This is a genomic window from Agromyces binzhouensis, from assembly GCF_004135055.1.
Lineage (GTDB): Bacteria > Actinomycetota > Actinomycetes > Actinomycetales > Microbacteriaceae > Agromyces > Agromyces binzhouensis.
Window position 1 is genome coordinate 1 of the sequence record NZ_SDPL01000327.1, and the last position, 3,639, is coordinate 3,639.

The 3,639-nt window shown below is 70.4% G+C and carries 4 protein-coding genes; 3 read left to right on the top strand and 1 reads right to left on the bottom strand.

The window, feature by feature from the left end; genetic code table 11:
- The coding region (gene paaA / locus ESO86_RS13480; protein WP_129235479.1) for a 1,2-phenylacetyl-CoA epoxidase subunit PaaA at nucleotides 1-924 on the bottom strand (924 nt) is incomplete at its 3' end.
- A gap of 143 nt (nucleotides 925-1,067) precedes the next feature.
- On the opposite strand from paaA, the gene paaI reads away from it, so the two are divergent.
- The 3 genes from paaI to ESO86_RS13495 all read left to right on the top strand — a co-directional run.
- Nucleotides 1,068-1,535 (top strand): hydroxyphenylacetyl-CoA thioesterase PaaI, encoded by a 468-nt coding sequence (paaI, locus tag ESO86_RS13485; protein ID WP_129235480.1) that lies wholly within the window; start codon nucleotides 1,068-1,070, stop codon nucleotides 1,533-1,535.
- Nucleotides 1,536-1,550: 15 nt separating this feature from the next.
- Nucleotides 1,551-2,897 (top strand): phenylacetate--CoA ligase PaaK, encoded by a 1,347-nt coding sequence (gene paaK, locus ESO86_RS13490; protein WP_422836496.1) that lies wholly within the window; start codon nucleotides 1,551-1,553, stop codon nucleotides 2,895-2,897.
- A 133-nt stretch (nucleotides 2,898-3,030) separates the two neighbouring features.
- Nucleotides 3,031-3,639 (top strand): TetR/AcrR family transcriptional regulator (locus ESO86_RS13495; protein WP_165307826.1); only part of this gene is annotated, 609 nt, incomplete at its 3' end.

Below are 3,639 nucleotides of genomic sequence, written 5' to 3' on the forward strand. Positions count from 1 at the left end.
GGCGGCCTCGCGGACCCACGCGCCGTCCTCGTGGGCCTCGCGGCGGCGGCGGAGCCGCTCGGCGTTCGCCGGGCCGCGGCCGGCGAGCACCTCGTGGAACTCGTCCCAGTCGATCTCGCTCATGTCGTACGCCTGGCGCTCCTCGTTCCACTTCAGGTTCGGGTCGGGCAGCGTCACGCCGAGCACCTCGGCCTGCGGCACGAGCATGCCGACGAAGCGCTGGCGCAGGTCGTCGTTGGAGAACCGCTTGATGTTCCACGCCATCGACTGCGCCGAGTTCGGCGACTCGTCGTCGGGCGGGCCGAACATCATGAGGCTCGGCCAGTACCAGCGGTCCACGGCGTCCTGCGCCATCCGCTTCTGCTCCTCGGTGCCCTGCATGAGCTCGAGCAGGATCTCGAAGCCCTGCCGCTGGTGGAAGGACTCCTCCTTGCAGATGCGCACCATGGCGCGGCCGTAGGGCCCGTACGACGCACGGCACAGCGGCACCTGGTTGCAGATCGCGGCGCCGTCGACGAGCCAGCCGATGGCGCCCATGTCGGCCCAGGTCGGGGTCGTGTAGTTGAAGATCGAGGAGTAGCGCGCGCGGCCCTCGATGAGCTGCTGCATCATCTCCTCGCGCCCGATGCCGAGGGTCTGCGCGGCGGAGTACAGGTAGAGGCCGTGGCCGGCTTCGTCCTGCACCTTGGCCATGAGGATGGCCTTGCGCTTGAGGCTCGGCGCGCGCGAGATCCAGTTGGACTCGGGCTGCATGCCGATGATCTCGGAGTGCGCGTGCTGGCTGATCTGCCGGATCAGCGTCTTGCGGTAGGCGTCGGGCATCCAGTCGCGCGGTTCGATGCGCGAGTCCTGCGCGATGAGGTCGTCGAAGCGCGCCTGCGCTTCCTGGTTCTCGACCACGGTCAGGTCGGCCGGTGCGGTCATCGTCGACTCCAATGCTCTCGGGACCGGTGGGTGCGGTGTCGGAACACTTTACCAACCGATCGTTCAGTTAGTATATGCTGAGGATCTGCGCCGGGGCAATCAGGGCCGCCGGCGACTCCCCCGCACTCGATGAGGAGCAGCGCATGACGGATGTCGCGACCGAACGCCAGGACGCCGGCCGGACCGCCGACGAGCAGGCGGATGCCGCGGCATCCGATCGCCTCAACCGCGAGATGATGCAGCGCGACCTCGCCTCGGCCATGCTCGGCATGGTCGTCGAACGCGACGACCCCGGCCACGCGGTCGTCTCGATGCGCGTGCGGGAGGACATGACCAACGGGTTCGCCATCACCCACGGCGGGCTCGTCTTCACGCTGGCCGACACGGCCTTCGCGATCGCCTGCAACGAGGACCACCGCGTCACCGTCGCAGCGGGCGCCGACATCACCTTCCTGAAGTCCACCGTCGCAGGGCAGACGCTCACCGCCACCGCGGTCCGACGCGCCCGCAGCGGCCGCACCGGCCTCTACGACGTGACGGTCGTCGACGAGCAGGGCGACGCCGTCGCCGAGTTCCGCGGCCGCTCGATCTCCACCAACCGAACCATCTGACCCCCGGGAGCCACCGTGTCGACGACGACCCTTCCGCAGTCCCCCATCGTGTCGGGCCTCTCGCCCGCCGCCCGCGACGAGCTCGACCCCGAGGAGCGCATGAGCCGCGCCGAGATCGAGGCGCTCCAGCTCGAGCGGCTGCAGTGGACCGTGCGCCACGCCTACGAGAACGTGCCGCTCTACCGCCGCAAGTTCGACGAGCACGGCGTGCACCCCGACGACATCCAGACACTTGCGGATGTCGCGAAGCTCCCCTTCACGACCAAGGCCGACCTGCGCGAGACCTACCCGTTCGGCATGTTCGCGGTGCCGATGGAGCAGGTCGCGCGCATCCACGCCTCCTCGGGCACGACCGGTCGGCCCACGGTCGTCGGCTACACGCACGGCGACCTCGACCGCTGGGCGACGCTCGTCGCCCGCTGCCTCCGCGCGAGCGGCGTCCGCCCCGGGATGAAGGTGCACAACGCGTACGGCTACGGGCTGTTCACGGGTGGACTCGGCGCGCACGCGGGCATCGAGAAGCTCGGCGCGACCGTCATCCCCATGTCGGGCGGCCAGACCGCGCGCCAGGTCCAGCTCATCCGCGACTTCGAGCCCGACGCCATCATGTGCACGCCGAGCTACCTCCTGACGATCGCCGACGCCATGGAGGAGGCGGGGATCGACCCGCGCTCGACCTCGCTCAAGGTCGCGATCCTCGGCGCCGAGCCGTGGACCAACGAGATGCGCCGCCGCATCGAGGAGCGCATGGGCATCGACGCGGTCGACATCTTCGGCCTCAGCGAGGTCATGGGCCCCGGCGTCGCGAACGAGTGCGTCGAGACCAAGGACGGCCCGCACCTCTGGGAGGACCACTTCCTGCCCGAGGTCATCGACGGCGAGACCGGCGAGCAGCTCGCCGACGGCGAGATGGGCGAGCTCGTCTTCACGTCGCTGACGAAGGAGGCCTTCCCGGTCATCCGCTACCGCACGCGCGACCTGACCCGCCTGCTGCCGGGCACGGCGCGCCCGGGCATGCGGCGCATGGAGAAGATCACCGGCCGCAACGACGACATGATCATCCTGCGCGGCGTGAACCTCTTCCCGACGCAGATCGAGGAGCTCGTGCTCGGCATCGAGCACCTGACGCCGCACTTCATCCTCGAGCTCACGCGCACCGGGCACATGGACGACCTCACGGTCCGCATCGAGCGCCACCCCGACCTCGAGGTCGAGGCCTGCCGGGCGGCGACCGTCGTGCTCGCGGGGCGCATCAAGGAGTTCATCGGCTCCTCGGTGTCCGTGCGCCTCGAGGAGCCCGGCACGCTCCCGCGCAGCGAGGGCAAGTACAAGCGCGTGTACGACCTGCGCGAGCCGCGCTGATGCGCCTGGGCGCCAGCGGCGCTACGCCGCGCACGGTCGCCGATCGGACGGAATCGGGCGCGCCGGCTCGGTCAGCGACGCCGAATCGCGTCCTTTCCGGGCGCATCCGAGCCGGGGTGACAGACTGAAGCGGATGTCACCGAACACGACGCTCCGACGAGGCCGCCCCGGGTACGACCAGCAGGGCATCCTCGAGGTCGCCGTCGCGGCCTTCAACGAGTACGGCTACGACGCGACCTCGATGGGCGTGCTCGCCGACCGGCTCGGCCTCTCGAAGTCGGCGATCTACCACCACTTCAGCTCGAAGGACGAGATCCTCGAGCGCGCGCTCGACCAGGCGCTGTCCTCGCTCGAGGGCGTGCTCGACGCGACCGAGGCCGCCGGGGGCAGCGCCGCCGACCGGCTCGACGGCGTGCTCCGCGGTGCGGTTCGCGTGCTCGTCGACCGACTGCCCTACGTGACCCTGCTGCTGCGCGTCCGCGGCAACACCGATGTCGAGCGGAGCGCCCTCGCCCGTCGGCGCGCGTTCGACAAGCGCGTGACCGCGCTCGTGGCCGAGGCTCAGGCCGAGGGCTCGCTGCGCTCCGACATCGACGTGCGCATCGTCGAGCGACTGCTGTTCGGCATGATCAACTCGATCGTCGAGTGGTACCGGCCCGGCGGCCGTGAGGATGCCGCGCGGCTGGCCGACGACGTCGTCGCGGTCGCGCTCGACGGGCTCCGCGTGCCGGCGGGCGCGCCA